This is a genomic window from Ruegeria sp. I3, from assembly GCF_056532525.1.
Map to the genome: position 1 here is coordinate 128,374 of NZ_JBQFNI010000008.1, position 18,739 is coordinate 147,112.

Consider the following 18,739-nt stretch of genomic DNA (forward strand, 5'->3'; position numbering starts at 1 on the left):
TTCTGGCGAACAGATGGAGGACCCGATGGCGTTGGCTTTGGGGGTGGATACGGGCGGAACCTATACGGATGCGGTGCTGATCCGGGATGAGCGCGAGGTGATCGCGTCGGCCAAATCGCTGACCACACGAGCGGATCTAGCGATTGGTGTGGGGCGCGCGGTTTCTGCTGTGCTAGAGACGGCTGATGTGTCTCCGGATCAGATTGGGATGGCATCGTTGTCGACAACGCTGGCCACCAATGCGTTGGTCGAAGGCCAGGGCGGGCGCGTGGCGTTGATCTATGTCGGGTTTCGGGAAAGCGACCTTGAGAAACACGGTCTAAGAGAGGCGTTGAAGGGCGATCCGGCTTTGGTTCTGGCTGGGGGGCACAACCATGCCGGGGGTCAGGTCGCCGAATTGGATGTTGCAGGGCTTGAGGCCTTTTTAGACTCACATTCAGGCATTTCCGGCTATGCGGTTGCAGCACAGTTCGCGACCAGAAATCCGGCACATGAACTGGAAGTGGCGCGCGTGATTTCCGAGCGTACGGGAGTGCCGGTCACGTGCTCTCATCATCTGTCGGCCAAGCTGAATGGGCCAAAGCGTGCAGTGACCGCCGTGCTGAATGCACGATTGATCGGGATGATCGACCGCTTGATCGGGCGCGCGCAGGATCAGTTGCGCGCGCAGGGCATCACCGCCCCAATGATGGTTGTGCGCGGGGATGGCGCTTTGATGAGCGCCGAGCAGGCGCGGGAGCGTCCGATTGAAACGATCCTAAGTGGCCCTGCGGCCTCTATCGTTGGCGCGCGCTGGCTGACCGATGTTGAGAACGCGCTGGTGTCCGATATCGGCGGGACCACGACCGACGTCGCGCTGATCAGAGATGGCAAACCTGCCATCGACCCCGCAGGCGCGCAGGTTGGCGGTTTCCGGACCATGGTCGAAGCGGTTGCGATGCGGACTCATGGTTTGGGCGGTGACAGTCAGGTGCATGTGGTGACCGAAGGCCTAGGCGGTGGTGTCTTCCTTGGCCCGCGTCGGGTGCTGCCGGTGTCGCTGATCGCAGCTGAGGCCCCGGATGTGGTACATGCGGCATTGGATGAGCAATTGCGGGCGACGACTGTAGGTGAACATGACACGAGGTTTGCCCGTCGTGTGCCGGGTATCCCCGCCGATGGTGTCGGGGCGCGTGAATCAGTGTTGCTAGACCGGTTGGAGGATCGTGTTGTGCCGCTCAGCAGTCTGTTGCAAACCCGGATGGAGCATGGGGCACTGGGTCGTTTGGTGGATCGCGGGATCGTACAGGTCTCGGGTGTCACCCCTTCGGATGCCAGCCATGCTCTGGGGCGGCTTGCGGATTGGGACTGCTCGGCAGCGCTCAAGGCGCTGGAACTGATGGCGCGTAAGCGGGTTGGATCAGGGGACAAGCTGGCAGCATCGCCTGAAGCGCTGGCTCAACTCATTGTCGATCAGTTGACGGAACAAACCTCATTGACCTTATTAGAGACTGCTTTTGCCGAGGAAAGCCATGGGTTTGACCAGCCTGCAAGAGATCTGGCCCGGCATGTTCTGACGCAGCGCGGGTTGGCGAAACACCGTGGGTTGTTGGCATTGGATACCGCGCTGAATGTGGATGTAGTGGGCCTTGGGGCTTCGGCCCCCAGCTATTACCCGGCAGTCGGAGAGCGGTTGCATTGCAAGATGGTCCTGCCAGAGCATGCCGGTGTTGCAAATGCCATCGGTGCGGTTGTCGGGCGGCTGACCCTTCGGCGGGCCGGTTCAGTTACGTCCCCGGCCGAAGGCCGCTATCGGGTACATCTGGAAGAGGGGCCGCAGGATTTCTCGGACTCGAATTCCGCTCTGCAGTTGCTTGAAGAGGTGCTGCGCAACGAGGCTGAGGGCGCGGTGCGCCAAGCAGGTGCCGAGGATATACGCGTGACAGTCGACCGCGATATCCGCACCGCCAAGATTGAGGCGCAAGAGGTATTCGTCGAAGCGTTGATCACGGTTGAGGCGAGCGGACGACCTCGGGTGGCGGTCGGATAGCCCCGCAAGGGGCTATCGCGCATATCATTCTGCCGCACTGGAGCGTTTTGGCAGCACCCAGTCCGGGCGCGGGAAATGGCAGGTGTATCCGTTGGGGATGCGCTCTAGGTAATCTTGATGCTCGGGCTCGGCTTCCCAGAAATCGCCGACGGGTTCGACTTCGGTCACCACATTGCCGGGCCAAATGCCACTGGCGTTGACATCGGCAATTGTATCTTCGGCCACCTGTTTCTGGGCATCGTCCACATAGTAGATCGCCGAGCGATAACTCATTCCGCGGTCATTGCCCTGACGATTCAGGGTGGTCGGGTCGTGGATCTGGAAAAAGAACTCTAGCAGATCGCGATAGGTGATCTGGGTCGGGTCGAACCAGATTTCGATCCCTTCAGCATGGGTGCCGTGGTTGCGATAAGTTGCGTTTGGCACATCGCCGCCGGTGTACCCGACGCGGGTGCGCGAGACGCCGGGCAGTTTGCGGATCAGGTCCTGCATGCCCCAAAAGCAGCCTCCGGCCAGAACGGCGCGTTCATCGGTCATCAGATATCCTCCACATGGATCAGAAATTCGCCATACCCTTCGGCCTCCATCTCGTCGCGATGAATGAACCGCAGCGAGGCGGAATTGATGCAATAGCGTAGCCCGCCATGTTCGCGGGGGCCATCGGGAAACACGTGGCCCAGGTGGCTGTCGCCGTGTTTCGAGCGGACCTCGGTCCGGATCATGCCATGAGTGGTGTCGCGAAACTCTTCGACATGTTCATGTATGATTGGCTTGGTGAAACTGGGCCAGCCGCAGCCGGATTCGTATTTGTGGGTCGAGGCGAACAACGGCTCGCCCGAGACGATATCCACGTAGATGCCCGGTTCCTTGTTGTTCAACAGCTTGCCAGTGCCCGGGCGTTCGGTGCCGCTGCGCTGGGTGACGTGAAATTCTTCAGGTGAGAGGGCCGCAATGACCTCGGGGTCTTTGGTATAACGGGACATGGATCCTCCGGTGTTTGAATGATGATGTCCTATTTGGGCATAGATGCGCAGGAATCAAAACCATATTACAGCGCGCTCGCGGGTCTGTGCAGTTGATCCAAACGAATGCACAGCGCGTATGACTTATAACAGGAGGTGAAGTGATGTTCCGTATGGCTCTGTTGACTGCTCTGATCTTGCTGGGCAAAGCCCTTCAGGCGGCACCACTGACGGGCGAATTTTCATCAATCGATGGCGGGACATTATCACTGGAAGACTGGCGCGGACAGCCCGTGCTTGTGGTCAACACGGCGTCGCTTTGCGGCTTTACCGGACAATACGCAGCGTTGCAGGAGCTGCACGAAACATATGAAGAACGCGGGCTGGTGGTACTGGCGGTCCCGTCGAATTCGTTCAAACAAGAGCTGGCGTCGTCGAAAGAGGTCAAGAATTTTTGCGAACTAAATTATGACCTTACGCTTCCGATGACGGATATCACTCCAGTGAAAGGTTCGGATGCCCATCCGTTTTACCGAGCTGTTGCTGCGCAGACTGGCTTTGTCCCGAAATGGAACTTTAACAAAGTGCTTATTGGCCCCGAGGGTGAGGTCGTTGCCACCTATGGGTCAAGCACCAAGCCAAATGCGCCTAAATTGATAGATCAGGTCGAGGCGTTACTGCGCTGACCGGGTTCGCGCGACAGCTGTACGGCAAGAATTCCCAGCGTTGTGATCAGAACCCCCACCGCATCCAATGGGCCCAACTTCTCACCCAGTAAAATGGCGGCGATGGTCACGCCGAATACCGGGTTGAGGAAATGGAACGTTGCTGCACGGATCGGGCCGATGCGATCCAGTAGCAGGAACCAGATGAAAGTTGCCAGAAGGCCCGGGAATAGCGTGGTGTAGGTAAAAGCCAGCACAAAAGGCAGTGTGGCGTGGATATGAATAGACTCGAACACCGGGGCGGCGAGAAACAGCACCGCCGATCCGATAAGCATCTGCAGCCCAACCACCATCATGAAGTTACCGCCCGAAGTCGCCCCCCGAACAGCCAAGGTGGCAAAGGTCAGCGCCAGCGCCCCGATTCCGCAGAGCAGAACCCCGAACAGATCGACACCAGCGTTAATCCGGCTACCCATGATTAGCGCGACACCGACAAAACCTGCCAGCAAGCCGACGATGCCCAGCGGGCGTATCCGCTCACCCAATAGCAGCCAGCCGGCTAGGGCTACCAGCAGGGGCATAGTCGAGGCGATGATCGCCGCGACCGAAGCCTCGACTGTCTGCATCGCATAGAAGTTTAGACCCAAATAAAGGGCATTTTGGCAGATTCCGAACAGAATAGTGGCGCGCCATTGGTTGCGAGTCAGGCGCCAGCTTTGCCCCATGGCGCGTGCGATCGCCACGCCCATTAGTCCCGAAATCAGAAATCGCAGCGCCAACGAGAACAAAGGCGAGGCATCGGCAACGATGATCCGCGCCGAGCTGAAGGCCGAAGACCAGATGAGGGCGAAAACAAGCCCCATGGCGATGGCGCGCAGGTCCATTACGGCCTCCTGATGAAATTCGGGCGACTGTTCCTGATTTTAACATGAGCTGCAAGGACCCATCGCGTCGAATAGCGGGGTCGCCCGATAGTTGGCATCAATGAGCTTGCGCGCAATGAGAATGAGCAGAGCTTTTGGTAGAAAAGCGCTGCTTATCATTATGATTCAGCTTGTCGCTTGATTCAGGCGAAAAAGCTAAGATCGTCCATCGAGAACCAACCCGCGTTCTCAACGTGCTCGTTGGTGATTTCACCTCCCGATGCGACGGACTCGACGTGATCAATATCGCGCCAGTCAAATTCGTGGGTGACGTGATCGAATGTCAGATCGACCTCTGCGGAGTGCACCAGCTCATCGCCATTATAGGCATTGATTGTGACTTGGTTTGCCCAGTTCGATTCAGGAATATACGTGGTGTCCGATCTGGAAGCATTGGCCAAGGAAACGCTGTTGAAGTTGAATTCTTCGCCATCGCTTTTCGAGAAGCCAACCGTTGCCCCCCAGGAATTGAACGCCTCCAGGTCGGGGTCGGGATTCGAGCCACCGTATTCGTATGGGGTTAGAATACCATCAGTGTTGCTCTGCCCTTTGCTAACACTTGCAATAAATGCACCATTCAGCACCTGATCATTGTCTTTGATGCGGGTTCCGTCATTGAAATCCAGCACGAACTCTTCAAGCGGGTCAGGCGGGGTCAGTTCCGGGAAGTATTGGAACAAGGATTCAGGGATGTCCTCGACCTTTTCATACAAAGAAATCTCTTTCCCGCCTGCGTCTGGATAGCTGGTGACCTTCAATGCCCAAGAAGCACTGTCGTCCCCGTCCAGTTGCAGCACGTCAGAACGGTTTCCATCCGCATAAAGTGTAACGGTTACGTCCCCATTATCTTTCTCCAGCCGACGTTCTGAGATTTGTCCGTCCTGATAGGTGGTCGTGATCGAATCCCAGGATTTCGCATCCAGCTCATCGGTCTGGCTGATGCTGACGCGCTGGCCATTTGACCAGATCTCATGTTTCACGACTCCATTGTCATATGTCGTTGTCTTTTCAGATTTCTTTCCACTGCCATCAAATGAGGTGCTGATGGTTTCCCACGACTTTATGTCGCTTCCGTCTGTCTGCGTTACGTTGCTACGCTGTCCGTCTGTCCACGTTTCCTGTCTGATAATTCCATTGTCATAGGTGGTCGTCCGTCCGGTTGTCTCTCCGTTGACATCGAAGAACGTGTCGATCCGATCCCAGGATTTGGTTTGTAGAAAGTCCTGAACAGTACTGAAATGACCGGGCGCGAAGGCTTCAACCGTCCGGGTACCATTATCGTTTGTTATCGTGCGGCCTATGATATTGCCCGACGCATCATAGCGTAGAACGATCTGGTTCCAGGATTTTGCACCGTCTCCGAAAAACCCATCTTGGATGAGAATCTCATTCGGAACACCATTTTTAAAAGGTCTCGGTCACGCGGATACTGTCTGGGTAAACCGTTCCGCGTTCGGTCATTATTCCATTGGCGTCATAGTCAATGAACCGATTATCAAAGCCCAGTGCCTCATCTGTTCCGACATAAAATTCCTGACGCAAAACGCCGTCTTCGTAAGTCCCGAAGACCTCGTATCCGGCATCAAAAGTCGTCCGCGTTGCAACGACAACATCGTCTTCAATCGTGTATTGGATGCTTGCCCAGTCGAATTGATTTTCTGTATCGAATTCAGTGGTTTGATATCGTGCCATAAATCGAGATTCCTCAATAATACTTCCCATTAAGCGAGTGGATGAGGAATATGACACAACTATGGCGATAGCGGCAAAAACTCGATATTAATCAGATGCTTACATAACTTATTCAGACAAAAAAAGGGCCGCCCGGTGGCGACCCCTTCGATCTTGCGATCTGTCTTCGGCGAATTAGCCGTTGACGCTGTCTTTCAGAGCTTTCGCGATGGTCATTTTGACCACTTTGTCGGCTTCTTTCTTGAACTGCTCGCCGGTGGCGGGGTTGCGCACCATGCGCTCGGGGCGCTCGCGGCAGTAGATTTTGCCAACGCCGGGCAGGGTGACGGCACCACCGGCCGAAACTTCGCGAGTGATCAGGCCGGTCATGGCCTCCAGCGCGGCATTTGCAGATTTCTTGTCAGTTCCCATTTCCTCAGCGAGAGCAGCCACCAGCTGAGTCTTTGTCATAGGCTTTGCCATTTCTTGGTCTCCTTAACGTGCCCGATCTATAGGGCCTCACCGCGTAACTGTAACGGGATATTGTGGCTGAACACAACGAATAGTAGCACTAAAAACCCCAAAAATAGGGGAAATTCGTTGCTTTTTTGCTTCAGAGAAAGGCCGTTTCGTCAAACGAACGCAATTTCCGGCTGTGTAACCGTTCCAGCGGCATGCCGCGCAAGTGCTCCATCGCCCGGATTCCGATCGCCAAATGACGACTGACCTGAGTGGTATAGAACGCCGAAGCCATGCCGGGAAGCTTTAATTCACCATGCAAGGGCTTATCCGAGACGCACAGCAAGGTGCCGTAAGGAACCCGGAACCGATAACCGTTGGCTGCGATTGTTGCACTTTCCATATCCAGCGCAATCGCACGGGACTGGCTGAGCCGTTGCACCGGGCCGGACTGATCGCGAAGCTCCCAATTGCGGTTATCGACCGAGGCGACTGTACCTGTTCGCATGATACGTTTCAGCTCGTAGCCTTCCAACTCGGTTACCTCGGCCACAGCCTGTTCCAGCGCGACCTGGACTTCGGCCAGCGGGGGGATCGGCACCCAGACGGGCAGGTCGTCGTCCAGCACTTTGTCCTCGCGCAGGTAGGCATGTGCCAGTACGAAATCCCCAAGCGCCTGCGTGTTGCGCAGACCGGCGCAGTGGCCGACCATCAACCAGGCGTGTGGGCGCAGAACCGCAATGTGGTCGGTGGCCGTTTTGGCATTCGATGGCCCGACACCGATATTGACCAGCGTAATCCCAGACCCATCCGCGCGTTTCAGGTGGTAGGTTGGCATTTGCGGCAGTTTAAGGGGCTGTTCCAGTACGGCTTCGGCGTCCGTGATCTCAACATTCCCGGTCGAGACAAAGCTGGTATAGCCGCTGTCGGGATCGGCCAGTTGAGCCCGTGCGTAGCTCTCAAATTCCGAGACATAGAACTGATAGTTGGTGAACAGCACGTGGTTTTGGAAATGACCGGGGTCAGTCGCGGTGTAATGCGAAAGCCTTGCCAACGAATAGTCCACCCGCTGGGCTGTGAAGAGCGCAAGGGGTCCCGCTTCGTTTTCCAGCTCGTGCACGCCATTCACGATATCGTCGTTTGTTGTATTCAGGTCCGGTACATCAAACGCATCGCGCAGAGTGAAACCAGCTGCACCCTGATGCGGGACAACCAGATCCGGGTTATTGGCGACAGCGAAATGGACCGGGATCGGCGTTTCCGAGGCTCCGATTGTGACCGGCTGATCGTGGTTCTTGATCAATAGTGCGATTTGCTGGGTAAGGTATGACCGGAACAGATCGGGGCGCGTCACTGTCGTGGCGTGCGTGCCCGGCTCGGACACGTGACCGAAGCTCAGCCGGCTGTCGACCTGCGCGTAAGACGAGGTCCTGATCCGGATTTCGGGGTAGAACGCCCGAAACCTCTCGGTAGGAGCGCCGTTCTTAAGTGCATTTGCAAACCTATCGCACAGGAATTTTGTCGCCTGTTCATAGAGCTCTTCTAAACGTGCGACAGCTGCAAGCGGATCGCTAAATTTCTCGGGGTTGGGAACGTCAGGTGTTCGGATAGTAGTCATGCAAGGGGTTCCAGAAGATCGATCTTTTCAAATGTGCGCACGTCCACCAGCCCAAGATCCGAGATCCGCAGCTCAGGGATCACAACCAAGGCCAGCAGAGAGTGCTGCATATAGGCGTTGTTAAGCTGACAGCCGCAGGTCTTCATCGCCTCGACCATTTGTTCAGCTTTGGCGGCAACGTCAGTCGCTGGGCTGTCGGACATCAGGCCTGCGATAGGCAGTTCCACCAGGGCCAGTTCTTCACCATCGCGAAAGATTGTGATGCCTCCGCCCACTTCGGCCAGCCTGTTCGCGGCCAGTGCCATCTGTTCACGGTCGGTACCGACAACAATCATATGGTGGCTGTCATGCGCAACGGTCGAGGCCATGGCCATTTTGCCTTGATACCCAAAGCCCGAGACAAAGGCGTTAGTCACACCCCCCGTGGCGCGATGCCGTTCGACCAATGCGATCTGGCACACGTCGCCTTCGCCTTCAACAAGCCCTTCGATAATCGGCAGCTCGGATTTCAACGCTTGCGTTGGGGCCTGATTTTCAACCACCCCGATCACGTTGGCCGTGACACGGTTCGCTCCGGCAGGGGCTGCGATCTCAAAGTCTGTCGAGGTCAGCGCGTGCCCTAGGTGTACGGTATTTCGCGCCTTAGCGGGCCAGTTCAGATGCGGGCATTCGACCGTTACCGTCCCGTTTTCAGCCACAATCTGACCGCGCGCGACCACGGTTTCGATCGGAAGCTCTACCAGATCAGAACTCAGGATAATGTCAGCGCGCCGCCCGGGTGTGATCGAGCCGATCTCGCGTTCCAACCCAAAATGGGTCGCCGTGTTGATCGTCGCCATTTGCAGCGCAACCAGAGGATCGCAACCACAGGCAATCGCATGTCGCACTACGCGGTTCATGTGTCCGTCATTTACCAGCGTTCCCGAATGGCAGTCGTCGGTGCACAAGATGAAGTTGCGCGGGTCCAGCCCTTTTTCAGTCACCGCAGTAATCTGGCTTTCGACATCATACCAAGCCGACCCCAACCGCATCATTGACCGCATTCCCTGACGGACACGTACGATGGCGTCGGCCTCGCAGGTGCCTTCATGATCATCGGCAGGGCCACCAGCGACGTAAGCGGCAAATTCAGGCCCTAAATCTGGCGAAGCATAGTGCCCGCCAACTGTTTTACCGGCGCGCTGTGTGGCCGCGATCTCTGCCAACATCTTCGGATCGCCATGAATGACTCCGGGAAAGTTCATCATCTCGCCCAGTCCGATGATACCGGGCCAAGACATCGCCTCAACCACATCCTCGGCGGTGATCTCATACCCTGTGGTCTCAAGCCCCGGTGCTGAGGGTGCACAGGACGGCATCTGGGTGAAGATGTTCACCGGCTGCATCAGCGCTTCGTCATGCATCAGGCGCACGCCTTCCAACCCCATCACGTTTGCGATCTCATGCGGGTCGGTGAACATCGAAGTTGTGCCATGCGGAATGACTGCGCGGGCAAATTCTGCCGGGGTCAACATGCCCGATTCGATATGCATATGCGCATCGCATAACCCCGGCACCAAATAGCGACCGTGCGCCTCGATGATCTGAGTCTCAGGACCGATACAATGCGCGGCGTCCGGCCCCACAAAAGCAACGCGCCCCGCAGCGATCGCCACGTCATGGTCAGGCAGGGTTTCGCGGCTATGCACATTGACCCAGACGCCGCCACGGATCACCAAATCGGCAGCCTCGCGGCCAGCAGCAACAGCAATGAGACGAGGGGCGGTATCGGGCCAACTTGGGAAGGGAGTGTATTCCATGGCCCAACTTTCCCGAATGCGGCGCAAGGTGCAACCCCCACTATTAAGGTATCATGGAATCATCACAAAACCTGCCATCCGCTGCGCGCCAGCGCTGCCACGCCCAACCAGAGGAGATGCCCAAAGGGCATCAACGATGGGCGGGAGCGACCCGCGATTAGTTGTGGCGATCGGCTTCAATCTCTGCGCGCAGCCAGTCGACAAACGCCAACGCGCCCGGCGTTTCCTCGGCTTGGGGCGATAGCAATAGATAATAGGCCTCGGGCATAGCAGCGCGATGGATGAACGGCGCGATCAGGCGGCCTTCTTCAATCAACCGTTTTGCGATCATGTCGTGGGCTAAACACAAGCCTCCTCCGGCCATCGCAACCGACAGGCTGACCAGATAGGTCGTCGAATAGGTTACCTTAGGTTTCCCCCAAGTTAGACTCTGATCTGTGATCCAGCTCTCCCAATTCGACAACAAATTTGAACAGTCGAACAGGGGCTGTTCCTGCAGAGTTTCCAGCGTCACCGGGAAGTCGGGGGCACAGACAGGATAGTAGTGATCTGTCCGTAGCAATTCCGTTCGCACCGTATCGGCCGGGCGCAGCGAATAGCGGATTTCCACCGCCGCGCCTTCGGCCATTTCACGCGGCTCCCAGAGCTCAGTGAAGATATTCAGATGTACATCCGGATGCAGTTCCCGAAACCGGGGTAGGCGCGGAGCCAGCCAGTTGACGGCAAATGTGATGTTGCTCTGGACCTGAACCGCGTTTTGTTGTGCGCCCGTGACGGCTTGTGTCCCCCTTACCAGAGTTCGAAAGGCTTCACGCACGACCGGCAGATAGGTGATACCAGCTTCGGTCAGCTCCAATGCACGCGGACGACGTAGGAATAATGGCTGACCCAAATAGCCCTCTAGTGATTTGATTTGCTGGCTGACTGCGCTTTGCGTCATGTTCAAATCCCGCGCCGCCCCCGTGAATGACAAATAACGGGCCGCCGCTTCAAATGTGCGTAGCCAGCCGAGCGGTGGAAGTGATTTCTGCATGCTCATAACTCTGCCAGTAGTTTTACTAATGAACTAGGCATGTTTTTTTCGTTGGTCAAACGTTTGCGGTGAAGGCACGATTTCCCAGAAGTCAATTGACCAGCGAAGGAGCCCGGCATGAGCGTTACAAACCTGCGTCCCAACATCGATCATTGGTCCGAACGCGTGGACATGGCCGCCGCATTCCGCTGGACCGAACGGTTGAACATGCATGAAGGGGTGGCGAACCATTTCAGCCTTGCGGTGAACGAAGACGGCACGCAGTTCCTGATGAATGCCAATCAGATGCATTTCGCGCGTATCAAGGCGTCAAATCTGCTGCTGCTTGATGCCAATGACAAAGATGTCATGGACCAGCCCGGCGCACCGGATCCGACGGCTTGGGGGCTCCACGGATCGATCCACCGCCATTGCCCGCACGCGCGCTGCGTGATGCACGTGCATTCGATTTTTGCGACCGTTCTTGCCTCGCTGGCAGACAGCAGCTTGCCACCGATCGACCAGAACACCGCGACCTTCTTCAATCGCTACGTAATCGATGAAGAGTTCGGAGGTCTGGCGTTTGAAAGCGAAGGTGAACGCTGCGCCGCGATGCTGTCGGACCCGAAAAAGAAAGTCATGATCATGGGCAACCACGGGGTTTTGGTGATCGGCGACAGTCCGGCAGATGCCTTTAACAGACTATATTATTTTGAACGCGCCGCAGAAACGTATATTCGCGCTCTTCAAACCGGGCAACCTTTGCGCGTTCTGTCCGATGAGATTGCTGAGAAAACCGCGCAAGAGCTTGATGAATATCCCGGTCAGGCCGAAGCACATTTACGCGAAATCAAATCTGTTCTGGATGCCGAAGGCTCAGATTACGCAACCTGAAGCGCACTGTTAGGAGTTTCAGCCATGACCGATATGCATGATGCAGAAGCCGCCCGATGGAATTACCGCCCCGAAGGGCCCGTCGGTTTGAACCCCTTGTTCAACTGGCCGCCGCGTCCTGCGGCTATCCTGAACTGGTACAAAGGGGCTTGGCTTCCCCTTACGTCGCTGACGCTTTGCATGGTGATGGCTTTTGCCGCCTATTTCGTGTTTTTACCTCCATTAGAGACCATGCAGAGTTTCGCACCCGGCTGGATGTTCCGTATCTGGCTGCTGAACATGGTGCCTCAGATCATGATAGCAGGAGGTCTGCATTGGTGGCTTTACATGCGCAAAGGGCAGGGCATGTACAAGAAATTCGACCGGCGTGATCTGACACGTGACAATGGGTCGTTTACCTTTCGAAATCAGGTTTTGGATAACATCTGGTGGACGCTGGGAAGTGCGATGACTGTGGCGACGGTCTATCAGTGGCTGATCTACTGGGCGATGGCGAATGGCTATGCGCCAGTGATAACCTGGGCCACGGCCCCCGTTTGGTTCGTGATCTGGATGCTTTTCATCCCGATGTGGTCAGGGCTTCATTTCTACTGGGTGCACCGATTGGAACATCACCCGAAACTCTACAAGCACGTTCATGCTGTGCACCATCGCAACGTCAATATCGGACCATGGTCAGGAATATCGAACCACTGGTATGAAAACCTTCTCTATTTCACCACCTACTTCATCCATCTGATTGTACCCTCGCATCCGCTGCATCTGCTGTTTCACGCCTACTTCCAGCAGATCAGCCCGGTACTGTCTCACTCGGGTTTCGAAAAGCTGAAGGCTGGTGAAACGGATGCCGCGCGGGCAGGGGACTTCTTCCACCAGCTTCATCACCGGTATTTCGAGTGTAACTACGGCACATCCGAGATTCCGTTCGACAAGTGGTTCGGCACTTATCATGATGGTTCAGCCGAGGCGACAACGCGGACACGGGCTTTCAAGAAGCAGATGTATACTTAGATCACGAGGGCGTTCTGCCCCGCCGAGTTCTGCATAGGTCCGTATATGACCTACGCAGAGCTTTGGTCAGGTTTTCTCAAACAACGCGATCAAAGCGATGTCATCTTTGTTGGGGCCAGCAGCAAGATCGCCGTAAATCCGGACCTGCGTTAAAGATAAGTCTCTGATCTGATCCGCCTCGAGGCGGCGGAAGGTATCGGCGAACCCGAGCGCCTCAAAGTGTTTTGCGTTGATCGACAGGGCGAACTGCGCACCGTGGCGTGCGACACGCAAGAGCGCTGGCAAAACTTCTGGCCCAAGATGGCCATGGGTGAACGTTCCGGACGAGACGACACCGGCATAGCTGCCGCGTGGAACTGGCAGGCCCTGATTGAGATCGGCTTCGATCGCGTCGCGATAGATATCCTTGCGCATCGCCTCGTCCAGCATCTCGGCGCTGATATCGGTGGCGTCGATCGGACCCACGCCCAACCCGGCCAGAATCGCTCCGCATAACCCCGTGCCCGCGCCTACATCCAATACCGGGCCTTGTCCGCCTGCACCCACAAAAGCGCGCGCCGTGTGGTTGTGGAGTTGATAATCCTCAAGCGCTGCGAAACTGTCGTCATATTCCCCTGCCCATTCCGCATAAAGGCGCTTGTTCTCCTCGGGCGATTTCAGGGAGTAGGCTGCGTGCAAGTCAGGTGTCTTTTTGGTCATTTCTCAATGAATGCGCATCAGAGGATTCGAATCAAGTGCGTCCATCCGGCGCTTGCATCCACGTGCCGGGCAGATCATCAAAGGGACCATGACACAGACACTATTCTCCTTCGGCCACGGCTATTCTGCCCGAGCGATATCGAGGCAACTGGATCCAACCACATGGCGGGTCATCGGAACCACGCGTGATTCCCAACAACTTGAGACAATTCGCGACTCGGGCGCCGAGCCTTGGGTCTGGCCGGGGGATCGGCCTGATCTGGATGGGGTGACGCATCTGCTTGTCTCTACAGCACCCACAGCCGATGGTGATCCGGTGCTGGCGGAATTGAAGGATGAGATCGCCGCGCGGATCGGACAGTTCAAATGGGTCGGCTACCTGTCGACCACAGCCGTTTACGGGGATCACCAGGGAGGCTGGGTGGATGAGACGACGCCCGCCACACCGACGGCTGAACGTGGCCGTTGGCGCGTGCGTGCCGAGGAGCAATGGGGCGGCATTCCGGGCCTGCCCTTGCATATCTTCCGACTGGCAGGGATTTACGGGCCGGGTCGCGGGCCGTTTTCAAAGCTGAAACGCGGAGGGTTGCGGCGGATCATCAAGCCGGGCCAGGTGTTTTCGCGCATTCATGTTGACGACATCGCACAGGTTTTGATCGCGTCGATGGCCAAACCCAATCCGGGTGCGATCTATAATGTCTGTGATGATGAACCGGTGCCGCCGCAGGACGTGATCGGCTATGCCGCCGAGTTGCAAGGTCTGCCGATGCCACCTGCGGTTCCGTTTGATGAGGCTGATCTGACTCCGATGGCGCGCAGTTTCTATAATGAGAACAAGCGCGTTCGGAATGATCGGATCAAGGATGAACTGGGCGTCTCATTGCTCTATCCGAACTACCGTGTAGGGTTGGAAGCACTGATGCAGCATCAGAAGGATGCCACTTGATCACCGCGCCTTGCCAAGAAACCGGCACGGATTGTATGGGATTTCGATGAAAGACCGCTCTGTCCCGCTGAACATTACCGTTTCGACCCTGACCCGGCAGCGGCCCGAGATGCTGGCCGCTTTGATTCGAAGCTGGGGAGAGATGAAGCTGCCGCCCGATTGCTCGGTGCGATGTTTGGTAGTGGAAAACGACAGCGTAGCGCTCAGCGAAGGTACCGTGCAGGCAGTAGGGGAGAAGCTGCCTAATGGAGCAAGTCTGAACTATGTCCTTGAGACCGAACTCGGCATCCCGTTCGGACGCAACCGAGCCGCACGCGAAGCGTTGGAGAATGGCTCGGATCTGCTCTGTTTTGTCGATGATGACGAGGTGGTGGCGGTCGATTGGCTTGAACGGTTGGTCGCCGGGTATCGCAACAGCTCTGCCGTGCTAATGGGCGCTCCGCTTCGTGCGGCGGGGCCATCGGGGCAGGAGACCGCGATTCAGCGGCTGATGTTGCGCAATATCAGCAATCGTTACCTCGACAAGGAAAACGCGGCTGCAAAGAAAGCCACGTTGAACAGTACCGGTGGCGTGACCATCGTGACAAACAACTGGCTGGGCGAGACACGCCTGTTCAGCGAAACCGGCCTTTGGTTCGATGAAACCATGCGGATGACCGGCGGGACGGATGCAAAGTTCTATGCCGAGACCGTTGCTGCAGGCTTACCGGTCGGCTGGGTGCCCGACGCTTTTGTGTACGAGACCATTCCTCCCGAAAGGTTGTCATTCTGGTATCAGACCGCCCGGGGAAGGGACCAGTCCAACACCCATATGCGCCGTAAGCTTGATCAGAAGCCAACAAAGGCGATCTTAGGGTTTTTGAGCACCCCCTTTCGCTTGTTGGCGCTGTTAGGGGCAATCCTTCTGTTTCCGTTCCAACCAGATCGGCGATTGATCCAGATCGCCCGAACGGTTGGGTGGCTTGTCGGGGTATTGGGAATTCCCTTCGGCTATAAATCGGCCCTTTACAAGAAGGTCAGTGGCCACTGAATCTGGGCCGGTCAATCCGTTTTGCGCTAGACTCAGTTCAGTCGTTTCATGCGCGGCCATCATCGGAAGTTTATTTGCGTCCACTCTCTCTTGTGCCCGATTTGCGAGGCATGGCGAAGCTTGGCGGTGCAATCGCAATCATGCGCTTCAGGGTCAGGCCGCGCGTAGATGTTCAAGTGATAGCTCTGGATTATCAATATCATCAAAAAACAAAACTTATATGAATGGCTTGGATTTGCTAAATCTACATCCAAACAGAAAGAACGAGTCGTTAATGCTATTTCCTACAATGAAGGCAGGGCCGATCTGCGCGATCCCGCGTAACGCCCTTGCCAAGGACGAGCGCAAAAACACTCAAGACCCCTGTTTCTCGTTTCAAAGTTAACCGCGCGACGCACACATCTAGCCAGGACTGGAGATCGATATGGACGGAAGTGATACCCCCAACATGGGCAAATGCCCGGTAATGCATGGCGCCGATGCCCGGTCCAACCGGGATTGGTGGCCGAACCAACTGAACCTGTCGATTCTGCATCAGCATAGCCCTGCATCGAACCCGATGGGTGAGACATTCGACTATGCCGAAGAGTTCAAGAAGCTCGACCTGAAGGCACTGAAGGAAGACCTGTATGCGCTGATGACAGATTCGCAAGATTGGTGGCCCGCAGATTATGGTCACTATGGCGGTTTGTTCATTCGTATGGCCTGGCACGCAGCGGGCACCTACCGCACGGCAGATGGCCGCGGTGGCGCATCGACCGGCAATCAGCGGTTCGCTCCGCTGAACAGCTGGCCGGACAATGGCAACCTGGACAAGGCGCGCCGTCTGCTTTGGCCGATCAAGCAGAAGTACGGCAACCAGATCTCGTGGGCTGACCTTTACATATTGGCGGGCAACTGCGCGATCGAATCCATGGGCGGCACAACCTTTGGATTCTCCGGTGGTCGTGAAGACATCTGGGCACCTGAGGAAGACATTTATTGGGGTGCCGAGACCGAATGGCTGGCCCCAACCGAGAACCCGCACAGCCGCTATTCGGGCGAACGTGATCTGGAAAACCCGTTGGCCGCTGTGCAAATGGGTCTGATCTATGTGAATCCCGAAGGTCCAGATGGTCAGCCAGATGCCTTGGCTTCAGGTCGCGATATTCGCGACACCTTTGGCCGAATGGCGATGAATGACGAAGAAACCGTTGCTTTGGTTGCGGGTGGCCACACCTTTGGTAAGGCCCACGGCGCCGGTGATCCCGGTCTTGTCGGTCCCGAACCCGAGGCCGCCCCGATGGAGGCGATGGGCTTTGGCTGGATCAACGACTTTGGCAGCGGCAAGGGTGATGATACCACCACCAGCGGCATCGAGGGTGCCTGGACCGCAAACCCGACCAAGTGGGACAACGGCTACTTCGACCTGCTGTTTGGCTACGACTGGAACCTGACCAAGAGCCCAGCGGGCGCGTGGATCTGGGAACCTGTTGGGGTCAAGGAAGAGGACATGGCCCCGGCAGCGGGTGATCCATCGAAAAAGGTCAAGACTATGATGACCACCGCCGACATGGCGATGCGCATGGACCCGATCTATGGCCCGATCTCGAAGCGCTTCCACGAAAACCCGGACGAATTTGCCGATGCCTTTGCCCGCGCGTGGTTCAAACTGACCCACCGCGACATGGGTCCGCGTGCGCGTTATCTGGGAGCCGAGGCACCTAGCGAAGAGCTTATTTGGCAAGACAACGTCCCGGCCGTCGATCACGCGCTTATTGACGACGCTGATGTAGCCGATCTGAAAGCCAAGATACTCGCGACGGGATTGTCTGTCTCAGATCTGGTGTCGACCGCATGGGCTTCGGCCTCGACCTTCCGGGGATCGGATATGCGCGGCGGTGCCAACGGTGCGCGCGTTCGTCTGGCCCCGCAGAAGGATTGGGAGGTCAACGAACCGCTGAAACTATCCAAGGCGCTGAATGCGCTGGAAGGCGTTCAGAAAGCGTTCAATGACGCACAGTCTGGTGGCAAGAAGGTCTCATTGGCCGATCTCATTGTCTTGGGTGGTGGTGCTGCCATCGAAAAGGCAGCCAAGGCCGCAGGTCATGACGTTGATGTTCCCTTTAGCCCCGGCCGCACCGATGCTTCGCAAGAGCAGACGGATGTCGAGTCTTTCGCGGTGATGGAACCGATAGCGGACGGTTTCCGCAACTACCTGCACAAGGAATACTCGGTTCCGGCCGAGGCCCTGCTAGTGGACAAAGCGCAACTGTTGACGCTGTCGGCACCGGAGATGACTGCGCTTGTAGGTGGGATGCGTGTGCTGGGCACAAACTTTGACGGAACTTCTCATGGTGTGCTGACCGAACGGGTCGGCACGCTCAGCACCGATTTCTTCGTGAACCTGCTGGATATGGGCACCGAATGGAAACCATCCGGTGACGGCGTCTATGAAGGCCGCGACCGCGCTAGTGGTGACGTGAAGTGGACAGGTACCCGCGTGGATTTGGTCTTTGGGTCGAACTCGCAGCTGCGGGCACTGGCCGAGGTCTATGGTCAGGACGACGCAGGCGGCAAATTTGTCTGCGATTTCGTCTCGGCCTGGAACAAGGTGATGAACGCGGATCGTTTTGATCTGAAGTAACCCTATAACCATCGCAGTAAATTGCGCCGCCCGAGGAGAGTCGGGCGGCGTTTTCATGCGCCTGACTCAGGGCGCGTACCAAGCATTGGGTACGATTCCGCCGAGAGACTGTTCTTTCTCTTTCTATAAACCTCTTTTTTGTGAGTTTTCGGGAGGATTTGTTAAGCTAACCTGTTGTTTTTATTAAGGTGAAGAGGAAGGTGGTCGGAAATGTGAAGTTTTTTCAAATTGGGGGTTGCAGGTCCCAGACCTAATCCGTAAATACCCCTTCACCGGCGCTGCTGAGGTGCTGGGACGCGGTGGGAGCTGCGGAGACGCTCGGGAGAGACTGGGGGCATCTGAGGTTTTTGATTGGGCGGTGGCGCTGAGAGATTGGCGTTATGGTCTGGTTTTTG

General features: G+C 56.6%; 17 protein-coding genes. 7 read left to right on the plus strand and 10 right to left on the minus strand.

Annotated features, from left to right (window positions below):
* Positions 1–25: 25 nt before the first annotated feature.
* Positions 26–2,029 carry a hydantoinase/oxoprolinase family protein gene (locus ACR0L9_RS18340; RefSeq protein WP_480896369.1) on the plus strand — a complete coding sequence of 668 codons (2,004 nt, stop codon included), beginning with the start codon at positions 26–28 and terminating at the stop codon, positions 2,027–2,029.
* Positions 2,030–2,053: 24 nt separating this feature from the next.
* Here ACR0L9_RS18340 and msrA read toward each other — a convergent pair whose 3' ends face one another.
* Together msrA and msrB are read right to left on the minus strand one after the other, a co-directional pair.
* Entirely contained in the window at positions 2,054–2,566 is a 513-nt protein-coding gene (msrA, locus tag ACR0L9_RS18345) for a peptide-methionine (S)-S-oxide reductase MsrA (protein WP_170408742.1), read from the minus strand.
* Complete coding sequence (gene msrB, locus ACR0L9_RS18350; protein WP_170399151.1) at positions 2,566–3,012, minus strand: peptide-methionine (R)-S-oxide reductase MsrB; 447 nt, start codon at positions 3,010–3,012, stop codon at positions 2,566–2,568. The genes msrA and msrB overlap by 1 nt, the downstream gene beginning before the upstream one ends.
* A 143-nt stretch (positions 3,013–3,155) precedes the next feature.
* Between msrB and ACR0L9_RS18355 the strand changes: the two genes are divergently transcribed.
* A complete protein-coding gene (locus tag ACR0L9_RS18355) occupies positions 3,156–3,677 on the plus strand; it encodes a glutathione peroxidase (protein ID WP_170399148.1) in 522 nt (173 codons plus the stop codon).
* Here the strand turns inward: ACR0L9_RS18355 and ACR0L9_RS18360 are convergent.
* The 7 genes from ACR0L9_RS18360 to ACR0L9_RS18390 form a co-directional block, all read right to left on the minus strand.
* Complete coding sequence (locus tag ACR0L9_RS18360; RefSeq protein ID WP_480896360.1) at positions 3,653–4,540, minus strand: DMT family transporter; 888 nt, start codon at positions 4,538–4,540, stop codon at positions 3,653–3,655. The two genes, ACR0L9_RS18355 and ACR0L9_RS18360, sit on opposite strands and share 25 nt — an antisense overlap.
* A gap of 182 nt (positions 4,541–4,722) precedes the next feature.
* Positions 4,723–5,559 carry a hypothetical protein gene (locus ACR0L9_RS18365; protein ID WP_480896361.1) on the minus strand — a complete coding sequence of 279 codons (837 nt, stop codon included), beginning with the start codon at positions 5,557–5,559 and terminating at the stop codon, positions 4,723–4,725.
* Between the two features lie 424 nt (positions 5,560–5,983).
* Positions 5,984–6,271, minus strand: a complete 288-nt coding sequence (locus ACR0L9_RS18370; protein ID WP_480896362.1) for a hypothetical protein — start codon at positions 6,269–6,271, stop codon at positions 5,984–5,986.
* Positions 6,272–6,445: 174 nt separating this feature from the next.
* A complete protein-coding gene (locus ACR0L9_RS18375) occupies positions 6,446–6,733 on the minus strand; it encodes an HU family DNA-binding protein (protein ID WP_010442901.1) in 288 nt (95 codons plus the stop codon).
* A gap of 130 nt (positions 6,734–6,863) precedes the next feature.
* Positions 6,864–8,327, minus strand: a complete 1,464-nt coding sequence (locus ACR0L9_RS18380; protein WP_170399140.1) for an AMP nucleosidase — start codon at positions 8,325–8,327, stop codon at positions 6,864–6,866.
* Positions 8,324–10,126: an adenine deaminase gene (gene ade / locus ACR0L9_RS18385; protein WP_480896363.1), complete on the minus strand. Its 1,803-nt coding sequence runs from the start codon at positions 10,124–10,126 to the stop codon at positions 8,324–8,326. Before ade ends, ACR0L9_RS18380 begins: the two co-directional genes overlap by 4 nt.
* Positions 10,127–10,283: 157 nt before the next feature.
* A complete protein-coding gene (locus tag ACR0L9_RS18390; RefSeq protein WP_480896364.1) occupies positions 10,284–11,159 on the minus strand; it encodes a LysR substrate-binding domain-containing protein in 876 nt (291 codons plus the stop codon).
* Positions 11,160–11,276: 117 nt separating this feature from the next.
* Here ACR0L9_RS18390 and ACR0L9_RS18395 point away from each other — a divergent pair, with 117 nt between their 5' ends.
* Positions 11,277–12,032 (plus strand): class II aldolase and adducin N-terminal domain-containing protein, encoded by a 756-nt coding sequence (locus tag ACR0L9_RS18395; RefSeq protein ID WP_170426232.1) that lies wholly within the window; start codon positions 11,277–11,279, stop codon positions 12,030–12,032.
* Between the two features lie 24 nt (positions 12,033–12,056).
* Complete coding sequence (locus ACR0L9_RS18400) at positions 12,057–13,043, plus strand: sterol desaturase family protein (protein WP_170613458.1); 987 nt, start codon at positions 12,057–12,059, stop codon at positions 13,041–13,043.
* A 66-nt stretch (positions 13,044–13,109) separates the two neighbouring features.
* Here ACR0L9_RS18400 and ACR0L9_RS18405 read toward each other — a convergent pair whose 3' ends face one another.
* Positions 13,110–13,742, minus strand: coding sequence for a class I SAM-dependent methyltransferase (locus ACR0L9_RS18405; protein ID WP_170426228.1), 633 nt, complete (start codon positions 13,740–13,742; stop codon positions 13,110–13,112).
* Positions 13,743–13,830: 88 nt separating this feature from the next.
* On the opposite strand from ACR0L9_RS18405, the gene ACR0L9_RS18410 reads away from it, so the two are divergent.
* From ACR0L9_RS18410 to katG, 3 genes are all read left to right on the plus strand, one after another.
* A complete protein-coding gene (locus ACR0L9_RS18410) occupies positions 13,831–14,688 on the plus strand; it encodes an SDR family oxidoreductase (protein ID WP_170408734.1) in 858 nt (285 codons plus the stop codon).
* 46 nt (positions 14,689–14,734) lie between these two features.
* Positions 14,735–15,718: a glycosyltransferase family 2 protein gene (locus ACR0L9_RS18415; RefSeq protein ID WP_480616062.1), complete on the plus strand. Its 984-nt coding sequence runs from the start codon at positions 14,735–14,737 to the stop codon at positions 15,716–15,718.
* A 424-nt stretch (positions 15,719–16,142) separates the two neighbouring features.
* Positions 16,143–18,344: a catalase/peroxidase HPI gene (gene katG, locus ACR0L9_RS18420; RefSeq protein WP_480896366.1), complete on the plus strand. Its 2,202-nt coding sequence runs from the start codon at positions 16,143–16,145 to the stop codon at positions 18,342–18,344.
* Positions 18,345–18,739 lie beyond the last annotated feature (395 nt).

Excerpts from the sequence above, each read along its gene's own strand:
- ACR0L9_RS18360 (WP_480896360.1), bottom strand. The coding sequence starts at position 4,540 with ATGGACCTGCGCGCCATCGCCATGGGGCTTGTTTTCGCCCTCATCTGG.
- ACR0L9_RS18410 (WP_170408734.1), top strand. The coding sequence starts at position 13,831 with ATGACACAGACACTATTCTCCTTCGGCCACGGCTATTCTGCCCGAGCG.
- ade (WP_480896363.1), bottom strand. The coding sequence starts at position 10,126 with ATGGAATACACTCCCTTCCCAAGTTGGCCCGATACCGCCCCTCGTCTC.
- ACR0L9_RS18400 (WP_170613458.1), top strand. The coding sequence starts at position 12,057 with ATGACCGATATGCATGATGCAGAAGCCGCCCGATGGAATTACCGCCCC.
- ACR0L9_RS18375 (WP_010442901.1), bottom strand. The coding sequence starts at position 6,733 with ATGGCAAAGCCTATGACAAAGACTCAGCTGGTGGCTGCTCTCGCTGAG.
- msrA (WP_170408742.1), bottom strand. The coding sequence starts at position 2,566 with ATGACCGATGAACGCGCCGTTCTGGCCGGAGGCTGCTTTTGGGGCATG.
- ACR0L9_RS18390 (WP_480896364.1), bottom strand. The coding sequence starts at position 11,159 with ATGCAGAAATCACTTCCACCGCTCGGCTGGCTACGCACATTTGAAGCG.
- msrB (WP_170399151.1), bottom strand. The coding sequence starts at position 3,012 with ATGTCCCGTTATACCAAAGACCCCGAGGTCATTGCGGCCCTCTCACCT.
- ACR0L9_RS18355 (WP_170399148.1), top strand. The coding sequence starts at position 3,156 with ATGTTCCGTATGGCTCTGTTGACTGCTCTGATCTTGCTGGGCAAAGCC.
- ACR0L9_RS18395 (WP_170426232.1), top strand. The coding sequence starts at position 11,277 with ATGAGCGTTACAAACCTGCGTCCCAACATCGATCATTGGTCCGAACGC.
- ACR0L9_RS18380 (WP_170399140.1), bottom strand. The coding sequence starts at position 8,327 with ATGACTACTATCCGAACACCTGACGTTCCCAACCCCGAGAAATTTAGC.
- ACR0L9_RS18340 (WP_480896369.1), top strand. The coding sequence starts at position 26 with ATGGCGTTGGCTTTGGGGGTGGATACGGGCGGAACCTATACGGATGCG.
- ACR0L9_RS18405 (WP_170426228.1), bottom strand. The coding sequence starts at position 13,742 with ATGACCAAAAAGACACCTGACTTGCACGCAGCCTACTCCCTGAAATCG.
- katG (WP_480896366.1), top strand. The coding sequence starts at position 16,143 with ATGGACGGAAGTGATACCCCCAACATGGGCAAATGCCCGGTAATGCAT.
- ACR0L9_RS18370 (WP_480896362.1), bottom strand. The coding sequence starts at position 6,271 with ATGGCACGATATCAAACCACTGAATTCGATACAGAAAATCAATTCGAC.
- ACR0L9_RS18415 (WP_480616062.1), top strand. The coding sequence starts at position 14,735 with ATGAAAGACCGCTCTGTCCCGCTGAACATTACCGTTTCGACCCTGACC.